The sequence below is a fragment of the Streptococcus sp. 27098_8_91 genome (genome assembly GCF_041432385.1).
In the GTDB taxonomy this organism is placed as follows: domain Bacteria; phylum Bacillota; class Bacilli; order Lactobacillales; family Streptococcaceae; genus Streptococcus.
The window spans coordinates 133,270-156,612 of sequence record NZ_JAPVZN010000004.1; the positions used below are offsets into that span (position 1 = coordinate 133,270).

The window sequence follows — 23,343 nt, forward strand, 5'->3', positions numbered from 1 at the left end:
GAGTAAATGATGCACGTAACAGTAGGTGAATTGATTGGTAACTTTATTTTAATTGCTGGCTCTTTTATCCTTTTGATCGTCTTAGTCAAAAAATTCGCATGGTCAAACTTGACAAGTGTCTTCGAAGAACGAGCAGAAAAGATTACTGCTGATATTGATGGTGCTGAACAAGCTCGTCAAAAAGCAGAAACTCTTGCTCAAAAGCGTGAAGATGAATTAGCAGGTAGCCGAAGCGAAGCTAAAACTATCATCGAAAATGCTAAGGAGACAGCTGAAAAGAGCAAATCAGATATTCTGGCTGAAGCTAAGCTAGAAGCTGGCCGCTTGAAAGAAAAAGCTAACCAAGAAATTGCGCAAAACAAAGCTGAGGCTTTACAAAGCGTTAAAGGTGAGGTAGCAGATTTGACAGTTAGTCTAGCTGGAAAAATTATCTCACAAAACCTTGACGGTCATGCCCATAAAGAACTCATTGATCAGTATATCGATCAGCTAGGAGAAGCTTAATGGACAAAAAGACAGTAAAGGTAATTGAAAAATACAGCATGCCTTTTGTCCAATTGGTGATTGAAAAAGGAGAAGAAGATTCTATCTTCTCAGACTTGACCCAGATTAAGCAAGTCGCTGAAGAAACAGACTTGCCTTCTTTTTTGGCTCAGGTAGATGTTGATGAGTCTGACAAGGAAAAAACAGTCAGTTATTTCCAAGATTCTGCATCGCCATTATTACAAAACTTCATTCAAGTTCTGTTGTACAATCATCGATCAAATCTTTTTTATGATGTGATTGTAGATTGTTTAAACCGTCTTGAGAGAGAAACGAATCGTTTTGAAGTAACGATTATGTCTGCTCATCCTTTAACGGATGAACAAAAAGAACGTTTGCTTCCAATTATAGAGAAAAAGATGTCTTTAAAAGTGCGTAGCATTAAAGAAGAAATCGACGATAGTTTAATCGGTGGTTTTGTTATTATCGCCAATCACAAGACAATTGATGTTAGTATTAAACAACAACTTAAAGTTGTTAAGGAAAATTTGAAATAGAAAGTGGTGTTCTTTTGGCAATTAACGCACAAGAAATCAGCGCTTTAATTAAGCAACAAATTGAAAATTTCAAACCCAATTTTGATGTGACTGAAACTGGTGTTGTAACCTACATCGGTGACGGAATTGCGCGTGCTCATGGCCTTGAAAATGCCATGAGTGGAGAGTTGTTGATTTTTGAAAACGGCTCTTATGGTATGGCGCAAAACTTAGAATCAACTGATGTTGGTATTATTATCCTTGGAGACTTTACAGATATCCGCGAAGGCGACACCATTCGTCGTACAGGGAAAATCATGGAAGTTCCAGTTGGTGATAGCTTGATTGGACGTGTCGTGGATCCACTTGGTCGTCCAGTAGATGGGCTTGGTCCAATCGACACAAACAAGACTCGTCCAGTTGAAGCACCAGCACCTGGGGTAATGCAACGTAAATCAGTATCAGAACCATTGCAAACTGGTTTGAAAGCTATTGATGCCCTTGTTCCAATCGGTCGTGGACAACGTGAGTTGATTATCGGTGACCGTCAAACAGGGAAAACCACCATCGCTATCGATGCAATCTTGAACCAAAAAGGTCAAGATATGATTTGTATCTATGTAGCGATTGGTCAAAAAGAATCAACAGTTCGTACACAAGTAGAAACACTTCGCCAGTACGGAGCCTTGGATTACACAATCGTCGTGACAGCGTCAGCTTCACAACCTTCTCCATTGCTTTTCCTTGCACCTTATGCAGGGGTTGCTATGGCCGAAGAATTTATGTACCAAGGTAAGCATGTCTTGATCGTTTATGATGACTTATCTAAACAAGCGGTAGCTTATCGTGAACTTTCTCTCTTGCTCCGTCGTCCGCCAGGTCGTGAAGCCTTCCCAGGGGATGTCTTCTACCTTCATAGCCGTCTACTTGAACGTTCAGCTAAAGTTTCGGATGAATTGGGTGGAGGATCTATCACAGCCCTTCCGTTTATCGAGACACAAGCCGGAGATATCTCAGCCTATATCGCTACAAACGTAATCTCTATTACAGATGGACAAATCTTCCTTGGCGATGGACTCTTTAATGCAGGTATCCGTCCAGCTATTGATGCAGGTTCTTCCGTATCTCGTGTTGGTGGTTCTGCACAGATTAAGGCCATGAAGAAAGTTGCTGGTACACTCCGTATCGACCTTGCTTCATACCGTGAGTTGGAAGCCTTCACTAAATTTGGTTCTGACTTGGATGCGGCTACTCAGGCTAAATTGAACCGTGGTCGTCGTACTGTAGAAGTATTGAAACAACCTGTTCACAAACCATTACCTGTTGAGAAACAAGTTACTATTCTCTATGCTTTGACCCATGGTTTCTTGGATACAATTCCTGTAGACGATATCGTTCGTTTCGAAGAAGAGTTCCATATGTTCTTTGATGCTCAACATCCTGAGATTTTGGAAACCATTCGTGAAACAAAAGACTTGCCAGATGAAGCAGTCTTGGATGCTGCGATTACTGAGTTTCTCAATCAATCAAGCTTCCAATAAGAATAGAGGTGTCAGATGGCAGTATCTCTAAATGATATTAAAACAAAAATCGCCTCAACAAAAAATACTAGTCAAATTACTAACGCTATGCAGATGGTTTCTGCAGCTAAGTTAGGTCGTTCTGAAGAAGCAGCTCGTAACTTCCAAGTTTATGCACAAAAAGTACGTAAACTGGTTACAGATATCCTTCACGGAGATGGCGCTGGCGGATCAACGAATCCAATGTTGATCAGTCGCCCCGTCAAAAAAACAGGCTATATCGTCATTACATCTGACCGTGGTCTCGTTGGAGGATATAATTCTTCAATCTTAAAAGCTGTCATGGAAATCCAGCAAGAATACCATCCTTCAGGTGATGATTTTGAAGTCATCTGTATTGGTGGTATGGGAGCCGATTTCTTCAAATCACGTGGTATTCAACCTATCTATGAATTGCGTGGACTTGCAAGCCAACCAAGTTTTGATGAAGTTCGTAAGATTATCTCTAAAACGATTGAAATGTATCAAAATGAACTTTTTGATGAGCTCTACGTTTGCTACAACCACCACGTGAATACATTGACAAGTCAAATGCGTGTAGAACAGATGCTTCCAATCGTGGACTTGGATCCAAATGAAGCAGATGATAACTATAGCTTGACCTTTGACCTTGAAACAAGTCGTGAAGAAATCTTGGATCAATTGCTACCACAGTTTGCAGAAAGTATGATTTATGGTGCTATTATTGATGCCAAGACAGCTGAAAATGCTGCCGGTATGACAGCCATGCAAACAGCGACTGATAATGCAAAAAAAGTGATTAATGATTTGACAATCCAGTATAACCGTGCCAGACAGGCGGCGATTACACAAGAAATCACAGAAATCGTGGCAGGAGCTAGCGCTTTAGAATAAAGCCATCCTGCTCATATCAATGAACTTAGGACCTAGCAAAACTAGGAACCGACAGTATCTTATATAGAATAGGAGAAGGAGATGAGTTCAGGTAAAATTGCTCAGGTTATCGGACCCGTTGTAGACGTTTTGTTTGCAGCAGGTGAAAAACTACCTGAGATTAACAATGCACTTGTCGTCTACAAAAATGACGAAAAGAAAACAAAAATCGTCCTTGAAGTAGCCTTAGAGTTGGGAGATGGTATGATTCGTACCATCGCCATGGAATCAACAGATGGTTTGACTCGTGGAATGGAAGTATTGGACACAGGTCGTCCAATCTCTGTACCAGTAGGTAAAGAAACCTTGGGACGTGTCTTCAACGTTTTGGGAGATACCATTGACTTGGAAGCTCCTTTTGGAGAAGACGCAGAGCGCCAGCCAATTCATAAAAAAGCACCTACTTTTGATGAGTTGTCTACCTCTTCAGAAATCCTCGAAACAGGGATTAAGGTTATCGACCTTCTTGCCCCATATCTTAAAGGTGGTAAGGTCGGGCTCTTCGGTGGTGCCGGAGTTGGTAAGACAGTCTTGATCCAAGAATTGATCCACAACATTGCCCAAGAACACGGTGGTATCTCAGTATTTACTGGTGTTGGGGAACGTACTCGTGAAGGGAACGACCTATATTGGGAAATGAAAGAATCAGGCGTTATCGAGAAAACAGCCATGGTATTTGGTCAGATGAATGAGCCACCAGGAGCACGTATGCGTGTTGCTCTTACTGGTTTGACAATCGCTGAATACTTCCGTGATGTTGAAGGCCAAGACGTTCTTCTCTTCATTGACAACATCTTCCGTTTCACACAAGCTGGTTCAGAAGTATCTGCCCTTTTGGGTCGTATGCCTTCAGCCGTTGGTTACCAGCCAACACTCGCAACTGAAATGGGTCAATTGCAAGAACGTATCACTTCAACTAAGAAAGGTTCTGTAACCTCTATCCAGGCTATCTACGTGCCAGCGGATGACTATACTGACCCAGCGCCAGCAACAGCCTTCGCTCACTTGGATTCAACTACCAACTTGGAACGTAAATTGGTTCAATTGGGTATCTACCCAGCCGTTGACCCACTTGCTTCAAGTTCACGTGCCTTGGCACCTGAAATCGTTGGAGAAGAACACTACGCAGTTGCGGCTGAGGTCAAACGTGTTCTTCAACGTTACCATGAGTTGCAAGATATCATTGCGATCCTTGGTATGGATGAACTTTCTGATGAAGAAAAGACTTTGGTTGCTCGTGCCCGTCGTATTCAGTTCTTCCTTTCACAAAACTTCAACGTTGCGGAACAATTTACTGGTCAACCAGGTTCTTATGTTCCAGTAGCGGAAACAGTTCGTGGATTTAAGGAAATTCTTGACGGAAAACACGATCATCTCCCAGAAGATGCCTTCCGTGGAGTAGGTTCAATCGAAGATGTTATTGCTAAGGCTGAAAAAATGGGATTTTAAGAGGTGATCTATGGCTCAGTTAACTGTCCAGATCGTGACACCAGATGGCCTCGTCTATGATCACCATGCCAGCTTTGTATCGGTTCGAACTCTGGATGGTGAGATGGGGATCTTGCCACGACATCAAAATATGATTGCGGTATTAGCAGTTGATGAAGTTAAAGTCAAACGTATTGATGATGATTCTCATGTCAACTGGATAGCAGTAAACGGAGGAATCATTGAGATTGCTAATGATGTCATTACCATTATTGCAGACTCAGCTGAGCGTGCTCGTGATATCGATATTAGCCGTGCAGAACGTGCCAAACTTCGTGCAGAACGTGAAATCGAAGAAGCGCAAGACAAACACTTGATTGACCAAGAGCGTCGTGCTAAGATTGCATTACAACGTGCTATTAACCGAATCAATGTCGGAAATAAATTATAAAAAAATGAACTTGATTCTCAAATCAAGTTCATTTTTTATGTTTAAAATGTGACGCAAACCGCTTCGGGAACGTGGAAATCATTGGAAAGTTCTGCAAGACGACCAGTCTCTGGATTACGTTTAAAGACAGTTGTATTATCAGAATCCTGGTGAACGGCGATGAGGAATTCTTGGTCTGGTGAGAGAATAAAGTCACGAGGAGTTTTTCCGTTTGTAGGAACGAATTCCAACAATTCTAAACTACCATCAGCGAGAATAGTGTAAACTACAATAGAATCGTGACCACGGTTTGATGCATACAGATATTTTCCATCTTGTGAGAGACGAATGGCAGCAGTTCCATTAAAGTCATTAAATCCTTCAGGAAGAGTAGAAATAACTTGCATTTTTTCAAATGCACCAACACCATCATAAATCAATACTTCAATTGTACTATTGAGTTCACAGATGAGATAAGCAATCTTGTAGTGGTTGTGAAAAACAAGGTGACGTGCACCAGCACCGGGACTACAATTGTAGGTAGTTAGCTTATTTAGTTTTCCTTCTGGATTGACATCATAAGTAGTAACCTCATCAGTACCTAAGTCGCAAGTGACTAAATATTGATCTGGTGTTAAATCTGTAAAGTGTACATGTGGAGAAGTTTGATTTGCATGAGGACCATGGCCACTATGTTGGTCCATGTCAGTCAATACAAGACTGCCATCCTCTTTTCGTTTATAGACCAAAACTTGTCCCTTGTGGTAGTTGGCACCATATACTAGGCCACGTTTCTCATCGACAGCAACATAACAGTGAGGGGCACCTTCTTCGACTACATGATTTAGTAAAGTACCATCAGTCTGATAAGCAGCGATACCACCTTTCCCGTCTTTACTACCTACTGAATAGAGGTGATTTTTTTGATCAAATGCAAGATAGGTCGGACTCGGCTCAGCAGCAAATAGTTTAAGATTGGATAGTTGCCCAGTTTCTGTATCAAAATCAGCTTGATAAATCCCTTGGGATAAACGACGTGTGTAAGTTCCGAAATAAATTGTTTCAATCATAGCTATACCTCTAAATAAAGATGTTTCTATTATATCATAAATTGGGAGACCTGAAGAAAATAGTGAAAAAAGTATGAAACATCTAAGTATAAAATTAGTAAAAAGCAAGGTCGCTTTGTTAAAGTTCTCAATCGTCACCTCAACACTTTAAAAACAGTTTATTCCCTATAAAAATGGTATAATGAAAGGACAAAGGAAAGGAAGTAGATATGGAACAAAAAGAGAAACATTTTAATTTATCTTGGTTTTTTAAATGGTTTTTAGATAATAAGGCTGTTACAGTTTTTTTGGTAGCCTTGTTACTAGGTCTGAATATTTTTATTTTAAGTAAGATTAGTTTTTTATTTATCCCTGTCGTTGATTTTTTATCAGTGGTTATGTTGCCTGTTATTTTATCAGGATTACTTTTTTATCTCTTAAATCCACTGGTGGATTTGATGGAGAAGTATAAGATAAATCGTGTCTTAGCCATTAGTATTATCTTTGTCATTATTGCCATACTCTTGATTATTGGTCTGGCCGTTGCGATTCCAAATCTTCAACGTCAAGTAGTTATTTTTGCGAAAAATGTACCAAATTATCTCGAAGATGCTGACAGAGTTATTGATGATCTTGTAACTAAGCGGTTACCAGATGACTTTAGACCTCAACTAGAACAGGTTCTGGCTCAATTCTCAACACAAGCAACTGCTTGGGCAAGTAATATTTCATCAAAAGCTGTGAACTGGGTGAGTGCTCTTATTAGTGGAACGTCACAAGTTATTGTTGCTTTGATTATCATGCCCTTTATGCTCTTTTATCTCCTTAGAGATGGAAAAGGTTTGAGAGATCATATCACTCAATTCTTACCAAATAAATTGAGAGAACCAGTAGGTAAGGTTCTAACGGATGTGAACCAACAACTTTCTAACTATGTTAGAGGACAAATTACTGTTGCTGTTATCGTAGCAATTATGTTTATCATCTTCTTTAAGATTATTGGTTTGAGATATGCAGTGACTCTTGGAATTACTGCTGGGGTTTTAAATCTTATCCCTTATCTTGGAAGTTTCCTTGCCATGCTACCAGCTCTGGTCTTAGGTTTAATTGCTGGACCAGTTATGCTCTTGAAAGTTATTATCGTTTTTATCGTAGAGCAGACAATTGAAGGTCGTTTTGTATCTCCATTGATTTTAGGTAGTCAATTAAACATCCATCCAATCACTATTCTATTTGTTTTGTTGACGTCTGGTTCTATGTTTGGTGTTTGGGGAGTCCTACTAGGAATTCCTGTTTATGCTTCAGCAAAAGTTGTTATTTCAGCGATTTTTGAATGGTATAAAAAAGTTAGTGGTCTGTATGAGTTAGAAGAGGAGGTTGAAGGTGAGCAATAGTCAAGAAATGCTTGAAGCTTTGGATCAGCAAGATTTAACAAGAGCTGATCACTATTTTCAAAAAGCCTTGGTAGAAGACTCGGATGATCTTCTTCTGGAACTGGCTTATTATCTAGAAGGTATTGGTTTTTATCCACAAGCTCGTCAAATCTATGAAAAACTAGCTCCAATATTTCCAGAAGTTAATCTCAATCTAGCTAGTATCGCAAGCGAAGACGGACAAATTGAAGAAGCGTTTGCCTATCTAGAAGAAATTCAACCCAATAGCGATTCTTATGTATCTGCGCTTGTTTTAAAGGCTGATTTCTATCAAATGGAAGGATTGACGGATGTAGCTCGAGAGAAGCTCTTAGAAGCTCTTAATTACTCTGATGATCCTTTATTGATTTTTGGGCTAGCAGAATTAGATAGTGAACTTGGAAATGATTTAGAAGCGATTAAGGGCTATGCTCAACTGGATAATCGTGAAATATATGAGCAGACAGGGATTTCGACCTATCAACGAATTGGCACTGCCTATGCTCGACTTGGAAAGTTTGAATCAGCCATAGAGTTTTTAGAAAAAGCTTTAGAGTTAGAGTATGAAGATCAGACTGCATTTGAATTAGCAAGTCTTTACTTTGATCAAGAGGAATTTCAAAAGGCAGTTTTATATTTTAAACAGCTGGATACTATATCTCCAGATTTTGAAGGGTATGAATATGGTTATAGTCAGGCTCTACATAAGGAACATCAGACTGAGCAAGCCTTACTGATTGCTCAACAAGGTTTGGAAAAAAACCCATTCGAGACACGTTTACTACTCCTTGCTTCACAATTATCTTACGAATTGCATCAACCTGAACAGGCAGAGGCTTATCTTCTTCAAGCCCAAGAAGATGCGGAAGACCAAGAAGAAATCCTCTTGCGACTAGCAACCATGTATCAGGAGCAAGAACGGTATGAGGATATTCTAGCCTTAGAAGTATATGAGCCAGAAAATCTCTTGACTAAGTGGATGATTGCACGGAGTTACCAAGAAACTGAAGATTTGGATGCTGCCTATGAATCTTATCAGGCATTGGTTCCAGAACTCAAGGAAAATCCTGAGTTTTTAGAGCAATACATTCATCTATTACGCGAACTTGGAAGGTTTGAAGAAGCAAGAGAACAGATTCAACACTATCTCAAGTTGGTTCCTGATGACATACAAATGCAAGATTTGTATGAACGTTTATGATAAATGAACAGTAGTCGTCTTAGCAGGCGACTATTTTTATAAAAATAAAGATTTAAAAATCTATAAATTCCATCATAAAAATGAATAGATACAGTATGAATTTTTAGCTTTTTTTTGATATAATTGTTATAGTTAAATTGAAAAAACTCACTCAAAAAGTGAAACATAGAAAGATTTGAATTATGACACAAGTAAAAATCGTAACAGATTCTTCTGTTACTATTGAACCAGAAGTGGTCAAAGAATTAAATATTACCGTCGTTCCGCTCTCTGTAATGATTGATAGTGTTCTTTATTCGGATGCTGATCTTGAAGAAGGGGAATTTCTTCGCTTGATGAAAGAGAGTAAAAATCTGCCTAAAACAAGTCAACCTCCTGTTGGACTCTTTGCTGAGATTTTTGATGAGTTGAGTAAAGACGGTAGTCAAATTTTAGCCATTCATATGTCTCATGCCTTATCAGGAACTGTCGAAGCAGCTCGTCAGGGTGCAAGTTTGTCAACGGCTAATGTGACCGTATTGGATAGTTCCTTTACTGATCAAGCCCTAAAATTTCAAGTGGTTGAAGCAGCTAAGTTAGCTCAAGAAGGACAAGATATTGAGACAATTGTGGCTCATGTTGAAGAAGTGAAGAAGAACACAGAGCTCTATATTGGTGTTTCTACCTTGGAAAACCTTGTTAAAGGTGGTCGTATTGGCCGAGTGACAGGTCTTTTAAGCTCTCTATTAAATATCCGAGTAGTCATGCAGATGAAAGATGATGAATTGCAACCAATCGTTAAAGGACGTGGAGCTAAAACTTTTAAGAAATGGTTGGATGAACTAGTTGCAAAACTGTCAGAGCGTTCTGTTGCAGAAATTGGTATTTCCTATTCTGGAACTCGGGACTGGGCAGAAGAGATGAAAGAAATCCTACAACCATTCGTTGAAAAACCAATCTCTGTACTTGAAACAGGTTCTATTATCCAGACCCATACAGGTGAAAATGCTTGGGCTATTTTGGTCAGATACGAGTCCTAAAAAAATAAAGAAAATAGCAAGAAATAGCGTTTTTGACTTGACCTACAAGAGAATTTAGGATATGATTGTAATTGTTAATTAGAAAATATTTGGAGGAATTATTAACATGGCAAACAAACAAGATTTGATCGCTAAAGTAGCAGAAGCTACAGAATTGACAAAGAAAGACTCAGCAGCAGCAGTTGATGCTGTATTTGCAGCAGTAGCTGATTACCTTGCAGCTGGTGAAAAAGTTCAATTGATCGGTTTTGGTAATTTCGAAGTTCGTGAGCGTGCAGCACGTAAAGGTCGCAACCCGCAAACTGGTAAAGAAATCACTATCGCAGCTTCAAAAGTTCCAGCATTCAAAGCTGGTAAAGCTCTTAAAGACGCTGTTAAATAATGAATTTAGAAAAAGCCTATTGTATCAAGCTTTCTAGCTTGGTCAATAGGCTTTTTTTGTAGTTTTGGGGCAAAAAAGGGGCAGGAAAGAACAGTATTTTCTATACCAGTCATAGATTTTAAGCTCTACTATTGGTAAGAATAGTGAGGCTGAGAAGCCTATCTCAAGTTTGACTTGCAAAGAAAAGATTTAGGCCACCATCCATACAATTGTCACTAAATGGATAGCAAAAAAGGATGGTGAGAAGAGTTTCCTTTCAACCACTGATTCCTTTATAGAATTTCTTGACAGAGTTAGTGAGAGGGTTTACAATTAAATAAAAGAAGTTAGGAGGAAAGGAAGATGATTATTTCAACTACGGGAATTGAAGGGAAGAAAATCCTAGCCTACAAAGGAATCGTCTTTGGTGAAGTGGTTGCTGGCGTTAATATGTTCAAAGATATGGCTGCTGGCTTCCGTAATGTTTTTGGAGGACGAGCTGGTAGTTATGAAGGCGAGTTGACTCAAGCAAGAGAAGAAGCTCTAGCGGAAATGATGGAGCGTGCAAGTGAACGTGGAGCAAATGCTATTATAGGTATAAAAATGGACTATGAAACTTTAGGTGCTGAAAATGGTATGCTAATGGTCACTTGTAGTGGTACAGCAGTTGTGGTTGACTCCTAATTTGAAGAAACAAAAAAAGAACAGTCGGAACTGTTCTTTTTATGATTATTTGAGACCGTATTTTTTGTTGAAACGATCCACGCGTCCATCTGCTTGAGTGAACTTTTGACGTCCAGTGTAGAATGGGTGTGAGTCTGATGAAATTTCCACACGGATCAATGGGTAAGTTTCGCCTTCGAACTCAACAGTTTCGTTAGAGCGTTTTGTTGAACCGCTAAGGAATTGGTAACCAGTAGTTGTGTCCATGAAGACAACTGGGCGATATTCTGGATGGATATCTTTTTTCATTTTGCAATATTTCCTTTCTGCCATGGTCTCTTTGCGAGCCATAGATTGTTACCATACTAGTCTATCAGATTCTGATAAGTTTGGCAAGCTTTTTATCTATTTTTTCAGTAAGTTTTTTAATTTTTGGTAGATGACTTCATTTTCCTCTAGGCTATAGGAGTTAGCACCACTTGCAAGTGGGTGACCTCCACCATCATGTTCTTTTGCAACACCATTGATTGGAACGAATTTACTGCGAAGTCGAACGCGATAGTGGCCATCTGCTTGTTCCACAAATATTCCCCAAAGATTAACTGTATCGATACGGCCTGGAGCTCCAACAATGGCTGCTGTTTCAGAATCTGTTACTTGATATGTTTTTAGAATTTCTTGAGTCAGTATGACACGTGCGACACCATTTTCATCAACTTCTAGGTGATCATAGACATAACCTTGAAGTTTAGCAATTTTAAAGCTCATAGTGTCCATTTTACGTGTTAATTCAGCATAGTCAAAGTTATGTTCTCTTAGTTTACTAGCAATTCGAAGGGTACGAGCAGAAGTAGACGGATAAAGGAAACGGCCGGTATCACCAATAATTCCAGCACAGAGCATTTTAGCAGCGTAGTCGGATAATTCTAGGTTAGTTGCTTCAGCAAAGAGAGCAATCATCTCACTGGCACTGCTAGAGTTGGTATCTACCCAAACAAGATCTCCATAGACTTCGTCATTTGGATGGTGATCAATTTTAATAATGGTTTCAGCATTAGTATAACGTTTATCATCGATACGAGCGGTATTTGCTGTATCACAGATGATAGCAAGCGCACCTTGATAATCCTTGTCTTCTACCTGATCCATCTTTGTAAGCCATGTTAAGGTTGGCTCATCATAACCGACTACCCTGATATTTTTTTCTGGGAAATGGTGTTCCAGAAGTGCTTTGAGTCCAACCTGACTTCCTAAGGCATCAGGATCTGGTTTCATGTGACGGTGAATGATAATGGTATCATATGCTTTAATTTTTTCTAAAATTTGATGGCAAATTTCCATAAGTAACCTCAATTCTTTCTTATTTCATTGTAGCACAAGAGTTTTTATTTTTAAAATGAAAAAGATGTGATATAATGGAGAAAGATAAATGGAGGAGGACGATATGGCATTAGCAAAAATTGTATTTGCCAGTATGACCGGTAATACCGAAGAAATTGCAGATATTGTAGCAGATAAATTGCGTGAATTGGGCTTAGAGGTGGATGTTGATGAGTGTACAACTGTTGACGCATCTGACTTTCTTGAAGCAGATATCGCGATCGTTGCAACCTACACTTACGGTGATGGAGAGTTACCGGATGAGATGATGGACTTCTACGAAGACCTAGCAGATCTTAACTTGAGTGGCAAAATCTACGGTGTGGTAGGATCAGGCGATACTTTCTACGATGAGTTCTGTAAAGCTGTTGATGACTTTGATCGTGTATTTGTGGCAACAGGAGCTGAAAAGGGATCAGAGTGTGTCAAAGTGGACCTCTCTGCAGAAGAAGAAGATATCGAACGCTTGGAACAATTTGCAGAAGAATTGGCTGCTAAAGTAGGATAAGCATGAAGTTGCACTGATGAAAGTTGTCAGTGCAGTTTTTGTTAGTTGTCCCTAGGAATGAACTAGCCCATTTAGAAGCTTTTTATAAATTGATTCAAATTAAGAAGGAGACTCTATGGATTTAGATATTATTAGACAAGAAATCGATCAAATTGATGATCAAATCGTAAAACTCTTAGAAGAAAGAATGCATCTAGTTGAGGGTGTAGTTGCTTATAAAAAAGCTTCAGGAAAAGCTATTCTAGATACTAAAAGAGAAGAAGCTATCTTTGAGAAGGTCAGAAGTCATGTCAGCAATACAAAATACGAAGAGACAATCGTTGAGACTTTTTCAGATATTCTCAAACGTTCGCGCGATTATCAGGATAAAAACATCAAATGAAAAAAGAACAATTTTACCCATTAGGAATCTTTCTAGCTGCCATGCTAGGAGGACTTGTCCGATATCAGATTTCGAGATGGTTGCCAGCTAGCCCAGATTTTCCTTGGGGAACTCTCTTTGCTAACTATCTAGGAATTTTCTGCTTAGTCTATCTAGTAAAAGGTTATCTAGTTTATAAGGGTAGCAGTAAAGGTGTCATTTTAGCACTTGGAACTGGCTTCTGTGGAGGTTTAACGACTTTTTCAAGCCTCATGTTAGATGGCGTGAAATTGCTGGATACAGGTTCTTACCTAAGTCTAGTAATCTATCTAGTTCTAAGCATTGGTGGAGGTCTTTTATTGGCTTATTGTTTAGGGAGGAAGAAATGGTAGTATTATATCTAGCGCTTGCTTGTGGACTAGGTGCTCTTGTGCGTTATTTCTTTTCACGTTATAATCAGGGTTCAGTACTGCCTCTAGGAACTCTCATAGCTAATCTACTGGGCTGTTTTTTGATTGGCTTATTTTACAACCATGTGGAGTCTAAAGAAGTCTATCTTATCCTTGCCACAGGATTTTGTGGAGGTCTAACCACTTTTTCAACCTTGAATGATGAACTCCAAAAACTCTTGGCTGATAAGAAGGTCTTTTACAGTTATTTTCTCTTGACCTACTTAGGTGGTTTGCTTGTTATTTTTTTAGGAATTTTACTGTAAATTTCTTTACTTTTTTTAAGAAATTTGGTAAACTGTATCTTGTGTGTAATGGACGCACAAAAATACAGTTTATCCGCTGAGGAAGATTCCTCAAGATTGACAAAGATAGGAGAATAAAATGAATCCATTAATCCAAAGCTTGACAGAAGGTCAACTTCGTACTGATATCCCATCATTCCGTCCTGGTGACACTGTTCGTGTACACGCGAAAGTTGTCGAAGGTAACCGTGAACGTATCCAGATTTTTGAAGGTGTTGTTATTGCACGTAAAGGTGCGGGCATCTCAGAAAACTACACAGTTCGTAAAATCTCTAACGGTGTAGGTGTTGAACGTATCTTCCCAATCCACACTCCACGTGTTGAGAAGATCGAAGTTGTTCGTTACGGTAAAGTACGTCGTGCGAAATTGTACTACTTGCGTGCTCTTCAAGGTAAAGCAGCTCGTATCAAAGAAATCCGTCGTTAATTCGACAAAAAAACTCTGCTTATTCGGCAGAGTTTTTCTCTAGCTCCCTTAGTTCAATGGATATAACAACTCCCTCCTAAGGAGTAGTTGCAGGTTCGATTCCTGCAGGGGGCATTTTGGGAAGCGTAAAGAAGCATAAAGAATATTCAAAGTGTTTATTTATAGGCAATCATCACAATTTATTTTTTTAAAATAGGATAGTATATTTACATTTTTTGACCAAAACTTGACCAAAATAAAGATTTAAGTAACTGTACAACCAATACTGGAAATTGAGTTCTAACATAGTAAAAACCGCTCTGGTGAGCGGTTTTCATGTATCCGTATCTTCCTACAGTACCCAAGTTCGAATGGCATGGGCTACGCCAGATTCGTCATTAGATTTAGTGATGTATTTGGCGATTTTTTTGATTTCTGGATTTCCATTTTCCATGACAACAGGGTTACCAACGACTTCCAGCATGGCACGGTCATTTTCTTCGTCACCGATAGCCATGGTTTCATCTTTGGTCAATCCTAGTTTTTCAGCCAAGTGAGTGATGGCTGAACCCTTATCTACATTCTTTTTAAGGAGTTCGAGGTAGAAAGGAGCGGATTTGTTGATGGAGTAGCGTTCGTAAAATTCGGCTGGAATCTTTTCAATCGCAGCATCGAGAATCTCTGGTTCATCGATAAACATACACTTGACGATTTCCTTGCCAGCCATTTCTTCAGGTGTACGGTAGAAAATCGGCATGTTGACAAGGGTTGATTCGTGAACAGTGTATTTTCCTATATTACGATTGGCTGTGTAGATGCCATCCTTGGTAATAGCATGCATGTGGACACCGAGTTTGCGACTGAGAAATTCCATATCCAGATAATCCTCATAGGTCAAGGATTCGCTGATAATCTCATGGCCAGTAGCAGTTTCTTGGACAAGAGCACCGTTGAAGGTCACTACATAGTCACCTTCATCTCTTAATTTCAAGTCATCTAGAAGTTTGGCAACCCCTGCGATAGGACGTCCAGTTGCAATCATAACTTTGACACCAGCTTGTTTGGCATCTTGAATAGCGGCAAATACTTCAGGAGTGATTTCCTTTTGACTGTTGACAAGGGTTCCGTCGATATCGACAGCGATTAGTTTAATACTCATAAATTTCCTCTTTTAGTTTTTATTTGGGGTAAAATGATCGTTCTCAATCAAGTGTAGAAATTGCTGGGTAATACTTGCGAAGATGCTGTTTTGGTCTAACATTTCTTTCGGAAAATAAAAACGATTATCTCCGTGGCGACTACCAGCAAGGGATTGAACGATAGGAGACAGGCTAGAGAGTTCTGCTAGTTCTCCATTTTTTTGTATAATCTCAATCTGCGTTCGTGGATTTTCAGATTCAGGACGATAGATATCATAAGGAAGGTCAAAGTTCTTATGAATAGCTGTGTAATAGTCAGGATCAAAGCCGATATCTTCTACCAGTTTTCTCATAGATGCAAGCTGTTCTTGATCTTCTTGTGAAAAGGTGATGGATTTAAAGACCTTGCGATTGACAAAGCGTTGTGACAGGTCAGCTAAAATCTTGTCAGAACTGGTCATCCATAGTTGGAAATAGGTATTCATAACTCCGTCATCCAAGGACAGATAGTCAGCCAAGCTAACATTCTTTTCGAAAAATGGGAGTAGATGAGGAGAAGTTCGAGCAAAGAATTCTTTGTTGTCTGGATAAAGTTCTTTAGCACGTTTCAAAAGATTCTGCAGAAGGACTTCCATAGCACGTGTGGCAGGATGGAAATAAACCTGCATATACATTTGATAGCGACTTAGAACATAGTCTTCGATGGCATGCATGCCGTTTCGTTGAAAGGCAATTCCGTTCTCGATAGGGCGAATAACTCGTAAGATACGTGTTAGGTCAAATTCCCCATAAGAAGCCCCTGTAAAATAGGAGTCACGTAAGAGATAGTCCATGCGATCTGCATCGATTTGACTCGAAATCAGCTGGACCACCTGTTTATTTGGATAAGTATGGTCTATAACACTAGCTACCTTTTTGGGGAAATCTGGAGCTACCTGTAAAAGAACCTGGTGAATCTCTGTTTCGGGGCTTTGGATAATTTCCTGCGTAATCGCCTCATGATCGGTATCAAAGAGATTTTCAAAAGTATGCGAATAGGCACCATGTCCTAGGTCATGAAGGAGTGCTGCAGTCATGGTTAGGAGGGACTCCGAAGGATCCCATTCTTTAGGATACTTTTCCTCAAAAATCTCGGTGATGCGTCGTGCAATCTCGTAAACACCCAGACAGTGAGAGAAACGACTATGTTCTCCACCATGAAAGGTATAACTGGATGTTCCGAGCTGCTTGATACGACGAAGCCGTTGAAATTCTTTGGTATTGATTAAGTCATAGATAATCTGATTATCAACATGGATATAATTGTGAACAGGGTCACGAAATACTTTTTCATTCATAAAACCATTATAGCAAAAAGCTACAGTTTTTGGTAAAATAGTAGGATAAGAGTGAAGAAAGAGGACTTGAAGTGAAGATTCGAATGAGAAATACCATCCAATTTGATGAACAATTGGAAGTGATCGACCAACTTTATGACGTTGAGTTACGTGAGAAAGGTGATTTTTCCTATCTCCTTTTTTACAATGAAGAGAAAGAAAAAGTGGTACTCAAGTTTAATGATACAGAGTTGGTGATGTCTCGATTTTCCAATCCTAAGACCATCATGCGTTTTCTGAAGGAAGCTGATAGTTTAGCCTATATTCCTACACCAATGGGGATACAGGAGTTTATCATCCAAACAAGCCATTATCAAGTTGAACAACAAAAGATTGAACTAGCCTATCAACTACAAAACAAAGAAGGAAATCCATTTGCGGACTATCGCTTAGAAATTACTTGGGGATAAAAAGTGGAGGAGAAATCAGTGGATAAAGTTTCGATTTCCTAGTTCTAAATCAGCTAGCAGGTCAAAGTTTTTTTGCTAATAAAAAATGAGGTTGGGATTTTTGTCCCAGCCTCTATTTGATATAGAGTTCTTGATTTTTCAAGACGATTTCACGTACACTTGCAAATTTCTTCAGTTTTTTGAGGTCTTCTGGATGCGTTACAAGTGTGATTACATAGCCCTCTTTGCCCATACGACCCGTACGTCCAGCGCGGTGAGTGTAGGTTTCCATATCTCTAGGAACGTCAAAGTTAACCACGCATTCCAAGCTATCAATGTCGATACCACGAGCTAGAAGGTCTGTTGCAAGAAGCAGTGTTAGCTGATTATCTTTGAATTTTTCTAAGATAACTTTTCTGAACTTAACGTTGACATCGCTAGCTAGAGAAACAGCTAAAACATCGCGATACTGTAATTTTTCCTCGGAACTTCCAAGGTCTGATAAGCTATTAAAGAAGACGAGTCCACGGAAGTCTTCAACCTGTGCCAGTTTACGAAGCATATCTACTCGATGACGTTGATCTACTTGCATGTAGAAGTGTTGAATGTTGTCCAACTTTTGATCAGAGAGGTCGATGGTGCGCGTGTTAGGCGCAATCTTATCTTGGTCAAACTTGGTAGTGGCACTCATATAGATGAGTTGGTGGTCGCGAGGTGCGTAGTGAGTAATCTTTTCTACAAAGTGAATCTGAGAATCATCTAGCAACTGGTCAAACTCATCAAGAATAATCGTTTCCACGTTCATCATCTTGATCTTCTTCAATTTAATCAGTTCAAAGATACGACCAGGAGTTCCAATTAGAATTTCTGGTCCTTTTTTTAGTCGTTCAATTTGGCGTTTCTGACTCGAACCTGACAGGAAGAGCTGAGCAGTCAAGCCAATAGCTTCACCCCAGGTTTTAGTTACCTCAAAAATCTGACCAGCCAGTTCAGTATTTGGTGCTAAAATCAATAGTTGTTGCGCTTTTTTCTTTTGGAGACGAAGAAGACTTGGTAGGAGATAAGCAAGGGTCTTACCAGTTCCTGTTGGACTGACTCCAAGGAGGGTTTGACCGTCTAAAATCGGATCAAAAAGCTGAGTTTGAATGGGGGTGAATTCTTGAAAGCCGAGTTGTTCGGTTAGCTCTTGCCATTCTTTAGGTAGTTTGGTTTTCATTTTTCTGCCTCAAATCTAATGCCAGCAGTCTGGCGCATGGTGTAGAGTAGCTTATGGACGTGTGTTGCATCATCCAACCAAGCTTGGTAAAGTTCTAGGTTTGGCTGTTTGATCATGATCGCGAAAGCAGCGACCTCCTCAGTCATGGTATGAGGTGCCTGCTGAATAGGTAGATGTGTTTCATTACCTTGATGATCTGTAAAAATAGCTGAGAGAACATGTTCAATAGTGTTGAGTGTCAAGGTTCCATCTGTTGTATATATTTCGCAAGGCAGATTAGAAGTAATGTTTTTACCAGCCTTGATATGAACTTGATATTCAGGATATGATAAGACTCCGTCTCCGTTTAGATCAATAGTGTTGTCAAGTTGCTGAGCTTGATAGGTCGCATCAAGTGCCTTTCCAAACAAGCGAACCGCAGCATAGATCGGATAAATTCCCAAGTCCATGAGAGCCCCACCAGCAAAACGGTCTGAAAATACATTCGGAGTGTTTCCAGAAAGAAGGTCAGGCATCTTAGAAGAATACTTGGCATAGTTAAAATCTGCACCTAAAACTTGCTTATCTGCTAAAAAGTTTTTAATAACAGTGAAGGCTTCCTCATGATAGTTTCTTGCTGCTTCAAAGATAAAACATTGATTTTCTTGAGCTATTTCAACTAAATTCTGCCATTCTTGTGGTTGAGTCACCGCTGGTTTTTCAAGGATAACATGTTTGCCAGCAGATAAAGCGGCCTTGGCTTGAGTATAATGCAGAGAATTGGGACTTGCGATATAGACAACATTAAATTCAGACTGGAAGAAATCCTCTAAATTATCAAATAGACTAACATCTGTATAGGAACTAGCAAATTGCTGAGCAGTCGTGAGCTTTCTTGAATAAACAGCCACTAACTGGAATTCCTGACTAGCGTGAGCAGCTTCTATAAAGTGGTGACTGATTGCACCAGTGCCGATAATACCAAGTTTAAGCATGAAATCTCCTTTTCTACAAGTAATGACTGCTTTCATTATATCACAGATAGACTAAACTAGCCAAAGGGAGACAATTCTTTTATTTGACACTTCGAATTTTCCTCAAAAAATGGTACAATAGATTCAGAAAAAATAGGAGTGTAGTATGAGATTATTACCTATGAGAAAAATTTCTCGTCATTCAAAAAGATTGGCGCTTTTTTTGACTTTTTGTGCGGGTTATGTAGATGCCTATACCTTTATCATACGTGGGAATACTCTAGTTGCAGGTCAAACAGGGAATGTCGTTTTCCTTTCCGTCGGTCTCATTCAGGACAATGTTTCAGATGCCAGCGCCAAGGTAATGACCTTGATTTCTTTCATGGTGGGTGTCTTCCTCTTGACAGTCTATAAAGAAAAGTTGAGGATTGTAAGAAAACCAATTCTGTCTCTTATCCCACTAGCAATTTTATCTTTGATTATAGGATTTGTTCCCTTGACGGTTGATAATATATATATAGTACCACCGTTAGCATTTTGTATGGGACTTGTAACAACAGCTTTCGGAGAAGTTTCAGGAATTGCATACAACAATGCATTTATGACCGGAAATATCAAACGAACCATGTTAGCATTTGGTGAATATGTTCGCACAAAACATACACCTTTTTTAAGAGAAGGTCTCATCTTTGTTAGCTTGCTGTCGAGTTTTGTGCTTGGGGTTGTTGTATCAGCTTATCTGAGTATTTTTTATGAAGAAAAAACAATTTTAGGGATTCCAATCATGATGAGTATTTTTTATCTAAGTATGCTTTTTGCGTCTTGGAGGAAAAAAATAAGAGAAAAAGTTTAAATTCGATGATAAATACTTGTCAAAAACTAGGAATCATGCTATACTTGAAGAGTTGACTATGCACGATCCTGTGCAACCGCACGAACATCGTTGCTCGTCGTATAACAAATTTAAACTTCGTCATTATCGCCTTGCCTAACATAAGTTATGTCTTCGGCTTCGGCTCAATTCCTAGTTTATTCTTTGTTATACTTAGAGCTCTTCTTTTAAGTGGTTCGTCCCACGATGCTAGGCGAGTCTTCACAAAAATACGGGGAAACCCAAAAAATCATAGGAGGTGCATAATGAGCACATACGCAATTATCAAAACTGGCGGAAAACAAGTTAAAGTTGAAGTTGGTCAAGCAGTTTACGTTGAAAAATTGAACGTTGAAGCTGGTCAAGAAGTTACTTTTAACGAAGTTGTTCTTGTTGGTGGTGAAAACACTGTTGTCGGAACTCCACTTGTTGCTGGAGCTACTGTAGTTGGAACTGTTGAAAAACAAGGAAAACAAAAGAAAGTTGTTACTTACAAGTACAAACCTAAAAAAGGTAGCCACCGTAAACAAGGTCACCGTCAACCATATACTAAAGTTGTCATCAACGCAATCAACGCTTAATTTTAAGGAGAACACATGATACAAGCAGTCTTTGAGAGAGCCGAAGATGGCGAGCTGAGGAGTGCGGAGATTACTGGACACGCCAAAATTGGCGAAAACGGCTTTGACGTCGTGTGTGCATCGGTTTCTACGCTTGCCACTAACTTTGTCAATTCTATTGAGAAATTTGCAGGCTATGAACCAATCTTACAATTAAACGAAGATGAAGATGGTTATCTAATGGTGGAAATTCCTAAAGATATCCCTTCACATCAGAGAGAAATGACTCAGTTATTCTTTGAATCATTTTTCTTAGGAATGGCAAACTTATCGGAGGACTCTTCTGAGTTCGTCCAAACCAGAGTTATCACAGAAAACTAACACGGAGGAAAACATTATGTTAAAAATGACTCTTACTAACATGCAACTTTTCGCCCACAAAAAAGGTGGAGGTTCTACATCAAACGGACGTGATTCACAAGCGAAACGTCTTGGAGCTAAAGCAGCTGACGGACAAACTGTAACAGGTGGATCTATCCTTTACCGTCAACGTGGTACACACATCTATCCAGGTGTAAACGTTGGACGTGGTGGAGACGATACTTTGTTCGCTAAAGTTGAGGGCGTAGTACGCTTTGAACGTAAAGGTCGCGATAAAAAACAAGTTTCTGTTTACCCAATCGCAAAATAAAAAGGTCCAGTGAACCTTTTTATCCCGAGCCTTGAAATGTAAATGTAAAGGTGAGGAAGCTAGAAGTAGCATAAAATAAGGCTTTCCGAGTTTTCGGAGAGCCTATTTTTTTATCCAAAAAGAATATAAGAAATTCAAACCCTGCTCCTTCGTATTTTATATATAAAACAAAGTATGAAAACGTAACGCAATTTTAAGACTTTTTTGTAAATTAAGAGTATAATTAAAGTGTGTTACCTTTTTATAAAATAACAAGCTAATATAATAAATTTTAGCTTGCATATTTTTAAAATTTTATTTCAAGGAGGAATCATGGAAAAGTATTTTGGTGAAAAACAGCAGCGTTTTTCATTTAGAAAATTATCAGTAGGACTTGTATCTGCAACGATTTCAAGTTTATTTTTTATGTCTGTATTAGCTAGTTCATCTATAGAAGCTCAAGAGACTAAAGGTGTTCACTATAAATATGTGACAGAGTCAGAGTTATCATCAGAAGAAAAGAAACAGCTTGTCTATGACATTCCGACATACATGGAGAATGATGATGAAACTTATTATCTTGTTTATAAATTAAATTCCCAAAATCAATTGGGAGAATTGCCAAATACTGGAAGTAAGAATGATGTTCAAACCTTGGTTGCTGGTGCTAGCTTAGCTGCTCTGGGGATTTTAATTTTTGCCGTTTCTAAGAAAAAGGTTAAGAATAAAACAGTATTACATTTAGTATTGGTTGCAGGGATAGGAAACGGTGTCCTAGTATCAGCTCATGCTTTAGAAAATAATCTCTTACTGAATTACAATACTGACTATGAATTAACCTCAGGAGAAAAATTACCTCTTCCTAAAGACATTTCTGGTTACACATATATCGGATATATCAAAGAGGAAAACATAACTTCTGAATCTAAAGTAAGCAATCAAGAGAAATCAGTAGCTACTCCTAAAAATCAACAAAAGGTAGATTATAGTGTTACACCAAATTTTGTAGAACATCCATCAACAGTACAGGCTATTCAGGAACAAACACCTGTTTCTTCAACTAAGCCGACAGAAGTTCAAGTAGTTGAAAAACCTCTTTCTACTGAATTAACGAATCCAAGAAAAGAAGAGAAACAATCTTCAGATTCTCAAGAACAATTAGCCAAACATAAGGATGTACAAGCTGGAACTCTGGTAACCGACAAGGGGGAGCCAGCGATCCAGCCAGAGTTACCAGAAGCAGTTGTAAGTGACAAGGGTGAGCCTGCAGTCCAACCCGCCTTACCAGAAGCGGTTGTAACTGACAAAGGTGAGCCTGCAGTCCAAGCAGAATTACCCGAAGCAGTTGTAAGCGCCAAAGGTGAACCGGAAGATCAATCTGAATTGCCAGAAGCAGTTGTAAGCGCCAAAGGTGAGCCTGAAGTTCAACCTGAATTGCCAAAAGCAGTTGTAAGTGACAAAGATGAACCTGAAGTTCAACCCGCGCTGCCAGAGGCTGTAGTAACCGATAAGGATGAGCCTGCAATTCAGCCAGAGTTACCAGAAGCGGTTGTAACTGACAAAGGTGAGCCGGAAGTTCAACCCGCCTTGCCAGAAGCAGTTGTTACTGATAAAGGAGAACCGGAAGTTCAACCTGAATTGCCAGAAGCAGTTATAACAGACAAAGGTAAACCTGAAGTTCAACCTGCGTTACCAGAAGCAGTC

Annotated in this window: 29 protein-coding genes and 1 tRNA gene; 23 read left to right on the plus strand and 7 right to left on the minus strand. The window is 39.3% G+C overall.

Features of this window, described 5'->3' with window-relative positions:
• Positions 1-9 precede the first annotated feature (9 nt).
• The 6 genes from atpF (at position 10) to O3611_RS05380 (ending at position 5,372) form a co-directional block, all read left to right on the plus strand.
• Positions 10-504, plus strand: coding sequence for a F0F1 ATP synthase subunit B (atpF, locus tag O3611_RS05355; protein ID WP_153224986.1), 495 nt, complete (start codon positions 10-12; stop codon positions 502-504).
• Positions 504-1,040, plus strand: coding sequence for a F0F1 ATP synthase subunit delta (locus O3611_RS05360; protein WP_049549329.1), 537 nt, complete (start codon positions 504-506; stop codon positions 1,038-1,040). The genes atpF and O3611_RS05360 overlap by 1 nt, the downstream gene beginning before the upstream one ends.
• A gap of 14 nt (positions 1,041-1,054) precedes the next feature.
• Entirely contained in the window at positions 1,055-2,560 is a 1,506-nt protein-coding gene (gene atpA, locus O3611_RS05365) for a F0F1 ATP synthase subunit alpha (protein ID WP_000996628.1), read from the plus strand.
• Positions 2,561-2,575: 15 nt separating this feature from the next.
• A complete protein-coding gene (locus tag O3611_RS05370; protein ID WP_049549330.1) occupies positions 2,576-3,454 on the plus strand; it encodes a F0F1 ATP synthase subunit gamma in 879 nt (292 codons plus the stop codon).
• A gap of 81 nt (positions 3,455-3,535) precedes the next feature.
• Complete coding sequence (gene atpD / locus O3611_RS05375) at positions 3,536-4,942, plus strand: F0F1 ATP synthase subunit beta (protein WP_000094353.1); 1,407 nt, start codon at positions 3,536-3,538, stop codon at positions 4,940-4,942.
• A 10-nt stretch (positions 4,943-4,952) separates the two neighbouring features.
• On the plus strand, positions 4,953-5,372 hold the full coding sequence (locus O3611_RS05380) for a F0F1 ATP synthase subunit epsilon (RefSeq protein WP_049503620.1): 420 nt from the start codon (positions 4,953-4,955) through the stop codon (positions 5,370-5,372).
• A 41-nt stretch (positions 5,373-5,413) separates the two neighbouring features.
• On the opposite strand, the gene O3611_RS05385 is transcribed toward O3611_RS05380, so the two are convergent.
• Entirely contained in the window at positions 5,414-6,421 is a 1,008-nt protein-coding gene (locus tag O3611_RS05385) for a lactonase family protein (RefSeq protein ID WP_315638981.1), read from the minus strand.
• Positions 6,422-6,630: 209 nt separating this feature from the next.
• Here O3611_RS05385 and O3611_RS05390 point away from each other — a divergent pair, with 209 nt between their 5' ends.
• The 5 genes from O3611_RS05390 to O3611_RS05410 all read left to right on the plus strand — a co-directional run bounded on the left by O3611_RS05390 (position 6,631) and on the right by O3611_RS05410 (position 11,077).
• Positions 6,631-7,794, plus strand: a complete 1,164-nt coding sequence (locus O3611_RS05390) for an AI-2E family transporter (protein ID WP_223139852.1) — start codon at positions 6,631-6,633, stop codon at positions 7,792-7,794.
• Positions 7,784-9,013, plus strand: a complete 1,230-nt coding sequence (locus O3611_RS05395) for a tetratricopeptide repeat protein (RefSeq protein WP_371608039.1) — start codon at positions 7,784-7,786, stop codon at positions 9,011-9,013. Before O3611_RS05390 ends, O3611_RS05395 begins: the two co-directional genes overlap by 11 nt.
• A 182-nt stretch (positions 9,014-9,195) precedes the next feature.
• On the plus strand, positions 9,196-10,032 hold the full coding sequence (locus tag O3611_RS05400) for a DegV family protein (RefSeq protein ID WP_061863182.1): 837 nt from the start codon (positions 9,196-9,198) through the stop codon (positions 10,030-10,032).
• Between the two features lie 106 nt (positions 10,033-10,138).
• A complete protein-coding gene (locus O3611_RS05405) occupies positions 10,139-10,414 on the plus strand; it encodes an HU family DNA-binding protein (RefSeq protein WP_001284633.1) in 276 nt (91 codons plus the stop codon).
• Between the two features lie 342 nt (positions 10,415-10,756).
• A complete protein-coding gene (locus O3611_RS05410; protein ID WP_315638985.1) occupies positions 10,757-11,077 on the plus strand; it encodes a heavy metal-binding domain-containing protein in 321 nt (106 codons plus the stop codon).
• Positions 11,078-11,122: 45 nt separating this feature from the next.
• Here O3611_RS05410 and O3611_RS05415 read toward each other — a convergent pair whose 3' ends face one another.
• Positions 11,123-11,365 (minus strand): type B 50S ribosomal protein L31, encoded by a 243-nt coding sequence (locus tag O3611_RS05415; protein WP_000710764.1) that lies wholly within the window; start codon positions 11,363-11,365, stop codon positions 11,123-11,125.
• Between the two features lie 96 nt (positions 11,366-11,461).
• The gene (locus tag O3611_RS05420; RefSeq protein ID WP_371608040.1) at positions 11,462-12,397 is read right to left on the minus strand and encodes a bifunctional oligoribonuclease/PAP phosphatase NrnA; all 936 of its coding nucleotides are present in this window, start codon (positions 12,395-12,397) and stop codon (positions 11,462-11,464) included.
• Between the two features lie 103 nt (positions 12,398-12,500).
• Between O3611_RS05420 and O3611_RS05425 the strand changes: the two genes are divergently transcribed.
• The 6 genes from O3611_RS05425 (at position 12,501) to O3611_RS05450 (ending at position 14,600) form a co-directional block, all read left to right on the plus strand.
• On the plus strand, positions 12,501-12,944 hold the full coding sequence (locus tag O3611_RS05425; protein ID WP_001162134.1) for a flavodoxin: 444 nt from the start codon (positions 12,501-12,503) through the stop codon (positions 12,942-12,944).
• Positions 12,945-13,059: 115 nt separating this feature from the next.
• On the plus strand, positions 13,060-13,326 hold the full coding sequence (locus tag O3611_RS05430) for a chorismate mutase (protein ID WP_371608041.1): 267 nt from the start codon (positions 13,060-13,062) through the stop codon (positions 13,324-13,326).
• Positions 13,323-13,697, plus strand: coding sequence for a fluoride efflux transporter CrcB (crcB, locus tag O3611_RS05435; protein ID WP_049528198.1), 375 nt, complete (start codon positions 13,323-13,325; stop codon positions 13,695-13,697). Before O3611_RS05430 ends, crcB (O3611_RS05435) begins: the two co-directional genes overlap by 4 nt.
• A complete protein-coding gene (gene crcB / locus O3611_RS05440; protein WP_281334922.1) occupies positions 13,691-14,020 on the plus strand; it encodes a fluoride efflux transporter CrcB in 330 nt (109 codons plus the stop codon). Before crcB (O3611_RS05435) ends, crcB (O3611_RS05440) begins: the two co-directional genes overlap by 7 nt.
• Before the next feature lie 118 nt (positions 14,021-14,138).
• Positions 14,139-14,486: a 50S ribosomal protein L19 gene (gene rplS, locus O3611_RS05445; RefSeq protein ID WP_001068669.1), complete on the plus strand. Its 348-nt coding sequence runs from the start codon at positions 14,139-14,141 to the stop codon at positions 14,484-14,486.
• 42 nt (positions 14,487-14,528) lie between these two features.
• A tRNA-Arg gene (locus O3611_RS05450) sits at positions 14,529-14,600 on the plus strand.
• A gap of 217 nt (positions 14,601-14,817) precedes the next feature.
• Here the strand turns inward: O3611_RS05450 and yidA are convergent.
• Together yidA and O3611_RS05460 are read right to left on the minus strand one after the other, a co-directional pair.
• Positions 14,818-15,624 (minus strand): sugar-phosphatase, encoded by an 807-nt coding sequence (gene yidA / locus O3611_RS05455; RefSeq protein WP_371608042.1) that lies wholly within the window; start codon positions 15,622-15,624, stop codon positions 14,818-14,820.
• Between the two features lie 12 nt (positions 15,625-15,636).
• Complete coding sequence (locus O3611_RS05460; RefSeq protein ID WP_371608043.1) at positions 15,637-16,941, minus strand: HD domain-containing protein; 1,305 nt, start codon at positions 16,939-16,941, stop codon at positions 15,637-15,639.
• 71 nt (positions 16,942-17,012) lie between these two features.
• On the opposite strand from O3611_RS05460, the gene O3611_RS05465 reads away from it, so the two are divergent.
• Entirely contained in the window at positions 17,013-17,390 is a 378-nt protein-coding gene (locus O3611_RS05465; protein WP_148131838.1) for a DUF1934 domain-containing protein, read from the plus strand.
• Positions 17,391-17,502: 112 nt separating this feature from the next.
• Here the strand turns inward: O3611_RS05465 and O3611_RS05470 are convergent, their stop codons facing one another.
• Positions 17,503-18,585, minus strand: a complete 1,083-nt coding sequence (locus O3611_RS05470; protein WP_371608044.1) for a DEAD/DEAH box helicase — start codon at positions 18,583-18,585, stop codon at positions 17,503-17,505.
• Entirely contained in the window at positions 18,582-19,559 is a 978-nt protein-coding gene (locus tag O3611_RS05475; protein WP_371608045.1) for a Gfo/Idh/MocA family protein, read from the minus strand. The genes O3611_RS05470 and O3611_RS05475 overlap by 4 nt, the downstream gene beginning before the upstream one ends.
• Before the next feature lie 145 nt (positions 19,560-19,704).
• Between O3611_RS05475 and O3611_RS05480 the strand changes: the two genes are divergently transcribed.
• The 5 genes from O3611_RS05480 to O3611_RS05500 all read left to right on the plus strand — a co-directional run.
• The gene (locus O3611_RS05480) at positions 19,705-20,391 is read left to right on the plus strand and encodes a YoaK family protein (RefSeq protein WP_153224971.1); all 687 of its coding nucleotides are present in this window, start codon (positions 19,705-19,707) and stop codon (positions 20,389-20,391) included.
• A 284-nt stretch (positions 20,392-20,675) separates the two neighbouring features.
• Entirely contained in the window at positions 20,676-20,990 is a 315-nt protein-coding gene (gene rplU, locus O3611_RS05485; protein ID WP_000109141.1) for a 50S ribosomal protein L21, read from the plus strand.
• Positions 20,991-21,005: 15 nt separating this feature from the next.
• The gene (locus O3611_RS05490; protein ID WP_075229048.1) at positions 21,006-21,350 is read left to right on the plus strand and encodes a ribosomal-processing cysteine protease Prp; all 345 of its coding nucleotides are present in this window, start codon (positions 21,006-21,008) and stop codon (positions 21,348-21,350) included.
• A gap of 16 nt (positions 21,351-21,366) precedes the next feature.
• Positions 21,367-21,660, plus strand: coding sequence for a 50S ribosomal protein L27 (gene rpmA, locus O3611_RS05495; protein WP_075229047.1), 294 nt, complete (start codon positions 21,367-21,369; stop codon positions 21,658-21,660).
• A 312-nt stretch (positions 21,661-21,972) separates the two neighbouring features.
• The coding region (locus tag O3611_RS05500; protein WP_371608046.1) for a YSIRK-type signal peptide-containing protein at positions 21,973-23,343 on the plus strand (1,371 nt) is incomplete at its 3' end.